Origin of the sequence: Micromonospora sp. NPDC049366, assembly GCF_044466625.1 — a bacterium.
Classification (GTDB): domain Bacteria; phylum Actinomycetota; class Actinomycetes; order Mycobacteriales; family Micromonosporaceae; genus Micromonospora.
Window position 1 is genome coordinate 1 of the sequence record NZ_JBITMV010000049.1, and the last position, 5351, is coordinate 5351.

The 5351-nt window shown below is 71.2% G+C and carries 3 protein-coding genes and 1 pseudogene; all 4 read left to right on the forward strand.

The features are described from left to right. Positions 1 to 368 precede the first annotated feature (368 nt). The 4 genes and pseudogenes from ACIBTV_RS31305 to ACIBTV_RS31320 all read left to right on the forward strand — a co-directional run bounded on the left by ACIBTV_RS31305 (position 369) and on the right by ACIBTV_RS31320 (position 5187). Positions 369 to 1109 (forward strand): hypothetical protein, encoded by a 741-nt coding sequence (locus tag ACIBTV_RS31305; RefSeq protein WP_396710778.1) that lies wholly within the window; start codon positions 369 to 371, stop codon positions 1107 to 1109. Positions 1110 to 1301: 192 nt separating this feature from the next. Next, positions 1302 to 3257 carry a GTP-binding protein gene (locus ACIBTV_RS31310; RefSeq protein WP_396710780.1) on the forward strand — a complete coding sequence of 652 codons (1956 nt, stop codon included), beginning with the start codon at positions 1302 to 1304 and terminating at the stop codon, positions 3255 to 3257. Positions 3258 to 3269: 12 nt separating this feature from the next. Further along, positions 3270 to 3905: pseudogene (locus ACIBTV_RS31315) on the forward strand (response regulator); the annotation flags it as partial. A 238-nt stretch (positions 3906 to 4143) separates the two neighbouring features. Beyond that, entirely contained in the window at positions 4144 to 5187 is a 1044-nt protein-coding gene (locus ACIBTV_RS31320; RefSeq protein ID WP_396710782.1) for an ArsO family NAD(P)H-dependent flavin-containing monooxygenase, read from the forward strand. Positions 5188 to 5351: the final 164 nt, after the last annotated feature.

Genomic DNA, 5351 nt, shown 5'->3' on the forward strand with positions numbered 1-5351 from the left:
AGACGGAGATCACCTGACCGCCCAGCAGGACTTCTGCTGTCCGCGAGAAGGGACTCAACTGTCCGTCAGCATGGATTTTTCAGTGTCCGCTAGCAGATACCGAACTACATGGGCGCACGGCGTCATCGCAGTACCATCCACAGCCGCACGTAGCGACCGCCACGGGGACGAAGAGCGAACGACGTGTTGATTGACTGAGGTACCGCCTACGCCCGGAGGAGGGGTTACCCCGCGAGGCGGAGCGACGACTTCCCAGTCTCCCGAGCGGTACGCACCGTCTCCGTACGGAACTCCGCATCGAACCAGCGTCTCGAGCCAGCCATAACCTCCTATCCCCGCTGACCTCCGCGCTACGAGGGGAACGGCACGTGCCGGTGGCCTACCTCCTGGGCGCGCGGGGATGGCAAGCTGCCGTGGTGTTCGCGGAGCCGCGCGGCGACTACTCCTGGCTGTTCGACCTGGTGGCGGTCGACCCGATCGTCCGGCGTCAGGCGCTTGCTCGTCATCAGGCACTGCTCGCCGCGGCGAGCGACGCGTTGCACCTGTCGAACGGCCTGTGGGCAGCGCATTACCGGTCGAGGTCCAGTCAGGCCCGGCTGGCCGCAGCGCTGGACAGCGCGCGGGCTGACTTCCGGTGGCGTGAGGACCAGACGATCTACGGGCCTTTCCGCGCCTTCCGAGACGCTTCCGACGAGGACCGCGCCGGCCACGCGCGGTGGGCGCCGATCGCCGCCCTCTACCTGCGCTGGGAGACGGAGTATCCCGAGGAGTGGGATGCGCCGGAGTCGTGGATGTGGTCCCGCTGGGGAACGAAGGAGACGGTCCTTCGCCACTTCAACCGGCGCGGTCTCCCGGAGGTCATCAAGCCCGAGATCGCCGAGCTGACTCTTGCGGCACTGAGGCGGCCGTATCGGTGCAAGGACTGGTTGTACGCCAGCCTGGTCCGTCACCTCCACGACTCGCCGCTTCTCCACGAGGTGGAGATGCTGACGCTCGCCGACGATCCCCTGGTCCAGCTCCGAGCGCAGTTCATCCTCCAGGTGGCCGCGCACCCCGAGCAGACTCCGACCCGCACGAGCTGGCGCCGTTGGCTCGACGCACGCACCTGACGGCTCGGTCGCGGGCGCGGAGGGTCGGGCCGTACGAATTCGGTGGTGGCGGCGTGGCGGCTGTGCGAACCTGGCGACGGCTCACCGCCGTACGTCCATCACCGGCGTCGGCGCCGCGACCACGACGAGGAGTGACAATGCGAGCAGCTTCCACGTTCCGGACCCTTGACCGTCCTATCGTGGAGTTCTGCTGTGGCATTGGTGAACCTCGGAATCGTCGCCCATGTTGATGCCGGAAAGACCAGCCTGACCGAGCGCCTGCTCTACGAGGCAGGTGCCGTGTCCCGGCTGGGCAGCGTCGACGCCGGCACGACGCGGACCGACTCGATGGAGCTGGAGCGCCGGCGCGGCATCACCATCCGGGCCGCCGTCACGTCGATCACGATCGGTGATCTGACCGTCAACCTGCTGGACACCCCCGGCCACCCCGATTTCATCGCGGAGGTCGAGCGGTCGCTGGCCGTGCTGGACGCCGCCGTGCTCGTCGTGTCGAGCGTGGAGGGCGTGCAGCCGCAGACCGTGGCGATCTGGCGGGCGCTGCGCCGCATCGGCGTACCGACGGTGTTCTTCCTCAACAAGGTGGACCGCCGCGGCGCCGACGTCGACCGAGTGGTGGCCCAGGTGGGCCACCGGCTCGGGGCACGTCCGGTCGTGCTCAGCACGGTCGTCGGCCAGGGCACGCGCGACGCCCGGGTGCGGGCGGTGGGCCTCGACGCCGAACCGGTGATGGAGGCGGTGGCGGAGGTCGACGACGCGGTGGCGGCGCGGTGGCTGGCGGACGAGCCGGTCCGCGTCCGCGACGCCCGGCGCGCGCTCCGCAACGCGGTACGCCACGCCCGGCTCAGCCCGCTCGTGTGCGGCTCGGCGATCACCGGCGCCGGGGTGCGGCAGCTGTGCGGCCTGCTCGCGGACCTGCTGCCGCGTTCCCCGCAGCGGGAGGGCGCCCTCTCGGGAACGGTCTTCGCCGTCGATCGGGATGGGCAGGGGCGGCGAGCCTGGCTGCGGTTGTGGTCCGGGCGGCTGCGCGTGCGCGACCGCATACGGCTCGCCGACGCCCATCCCCAGACGGTGACCCAGATCGCCGTCGTCGAGCCCGAGGGCGCCCTGGTGCGCCCCTCGGTGTCCGCCGGGCAGATCGCGGCGGTGCGCGGCCTGTCGGCCCGCATCGGCCAGCACGTCGGGGACCCACCGCGGCGGCACGTCTACCGGTTCCCGCCGCCGACCAGGCAGGCGGTCGTCGAGCCGGTGGACCCGGCGCAGCGCCTGGCGATGTTCGCCGGCCTGGCCGAGTTGGCCGACGAGGACCCGTTGGTGGATCTGCGCCTCGACGAGCAGCAGGCGGAGGCGGTCGTCCGCCTGCACGGCGAGGTGCAGAAGGAGGTGCTGGCCGCGCTCATGGAGGACCGGTACGGCGTTCGGGTGCGGTTCTCCGGCACGCTGACGGCCTGCATCGAGCGGGTGGCCGGGTCCGGAGCCGCCGAGGAGCGGGTGCGCGAGCGCGGCAACCCGTACCTGGCCGGGCTGGGACTGCGCATCGACGCCGCCCCGATCGGGCACGGCATCGAGTTCCGCCCCGGCGTCGAGCCCGGTCGGCTCCCGCCGGCGTTCGTCGCCGCCACGGAGGAGGGGGTACGGGCGGCGCTGCGGCAGGGCCGCCACGGTTGGCCGGTCACCGACTGCACGGTCACCATGACCGCCTCCCGGTACTGGCCGCGGCAGAGCAGGCCGCACCAGAGGTTCGACAAGTCCATCTCGACGGTGGCGGCGGACTTCCGCAACCTCGCCCCGGTCGTGGTCGCCGCGTCCCTGCGCCGGGCCGGCACCCGGGTGTGTCAACCGATCGAGCGGTTCGACGTGAACCTCCCCCCGCACGCGGTGGAGACGGTGATGGCTGTGCTGGGGCGGCTCGGCGCGGTCGTGGACGCCACCGCCGTCGCCGGCGGGTACCTCGAGGTGAGCGGCACGCTGCCGTCCGCGCGGGTGCCGCAGGTCGTCGCCGCCCTTCCCGACCTCACCGGGGGTGAGGCCGTCCTGACCACCACCTTCGACCACTACGCGCCGGTGACCGGCGAGGACCCGCCGACGTTGCCGCGGCGAGGCCCCGACCCGGGCGACCGGGAGACATGGTTCCGCGCCGTACCCCGGTAGTCGCGCCATAGCATCGCCATGATCATCAACAACGAGCCGGATGTGGCTGTCGTCGGCGAGGCCGCTGACGGTGCGCACGCCGTTGCGTGCGCCCGCACCACGCGCCCCGACGTCATCCTGATGGACGTCCGGATGCCGTACCTCGACGGCATCGAGGCCACCCGTCGCATCTGTGCCGACCCGGCGCTGTCCACCGCCCGCGTTCTGGTCCTGAGCATGTTCGCCCTCGACGAGTACGTCTACGATGCGCTGCGCGCAGGCGCGTCCGGTTTCCTGCTCAAGGACGCCCGCCCCGAAGAGCTGATCGACGCGATCCGCCGCACCCGTCACGGTGAATCGCTGTTCGCGCCGTCGATCCTTACCCGGCTCGTCGCGCACTACGTCGCGGCGCCCCGCCCGGACCGACCGACGCCGACGCTGTGTCGGCTGACCAGCCGCGAGGTCGAGGTGCTCACGCTGATCGGGGGCGGTCTGTCGAACGACGAGATCGCCGCCGCCCTGGTGATCTCGGTGAAGACGCACATCACGCACCTGTTGGCGAAGTTGGCCGCCCGGGATCGGGCGCAGCTGGTGATCGCGGCATTCGACGCGGGGCTGGTGCGACCACGCCGTGAAGCGCCGGTGGCCGACGAGCGTTGTCCGGGCATTCCGATGCCGACGAAGATCGGCGAGGGGAACCCTCGGCGCTCGAACCGGTACGGCTGTTCGTTCATGGGACGCCGCGTGTACCCCGTCGGCAGGGGCGGGTGAACTCTCAGCATCGCCCGTCGGTGATCATTGCCGCAGGTGGCTGGTGCCCGCCGCGCGCACTGGACAGCTGTGGGCCCTGGGGCGCGGCCGCCGTGTTCCGCCGGCATGGTCAGGTTGACGAGAGGGGGTGCCGGGCATGTCTGGGTCGCGCGAGGTGCTGGTTCTCGGCGGGGGGCAAGCGGGACTGGCGGCGGGTTACTACCTTCGCCGCGCCGGGCTGGACTACAGCATCCTCGACGCCCAGTCCCAGCCAGGCGGGGCGTGGCGGCACGGCTGGAGGTCGCTGCGCTTGTTCTCTCCGGCCGAGTACAGTCCGTTGCCCGGATGGGGGATGCCCCGGCAGGAGGGTGAGGCGTTTCCGACCGCCGAGCATGTCGTGAACTATCTGCGCGCCTACGAGCACCGTTACGAGCTGAGGGTCCACCGTCCGGTGCGAGCGCACTCCGTCCGCGCTGTCGGCGACGAGCTGCAGGTGGAGACCTCGGCCGGCACCTGGCGGGCCCGGTACGTGATCTCCGCGACCGGCACCTGGGAACGTCCCTACATCCCCGACCTGCCCGGGCGCGACCGGTTCACCGGCTTCCAGCCACACACCGTCAACTACGACTCGCCGGAGCCGTTCCGAGGCCAACGGGTGGTGGTCGTCGGTGGGGGTAATTCGGCCGCCCAGATCCTTGCCGAGGTGTCACAGGTCGCCGACACCACCTGGGTCGCGCTGCGCCCACCGCGCTTCATGCCCGACGATGTCGACGGGCGGGTCCTGTTCGGCGTGGCCACACGGCACGCTGAGCAGGGATCCCCGCGGGGCGTATCCGACGTCGGTGACATCGTCATGGTTCCCAGCGTCCGCGACGCTCGTGCCCGCGGCGTCCTCACCGCGCAGCCGATGTTCCAGCGGCTGACCCCGGGCGGTGTCGCCTGGGCCAGCGGTACGGAGTTGGGTTGCGACGCCATCATCTGGTGCACGGGCTTCCAGCCGAATCTCGCGCACCTGGCGCCCCTCGGACTGTCCGTCGCCGACGATCGGGTGCCGACCGTGGGCACCCGGTCGGTCGACGAGCCCCGCCTTTTCCTACTCGGCTACGGCGACTGGACCGGCGCCGCGTCGGCGACGTTGGTCGGCGCGAGCCGCACCGCCAAGGCCACGGTCGCGGAGATCAGCGAACTGCTACGTGCCTGAACGGTGTTGAGGCGCGGTCCGGCAGAAGGGTCGTGGTGCCATCGCAGCGGTACGCCCGGGGTGTCTGCCCTGTCAGTTTCTGGGCTCCTTCGGAGCGCCGCGCATGCGGGAAAATCGGGTGTGGTCGCTCGCCGACGTCGGCCGTCTTTGGCCCGGTCCAGGCC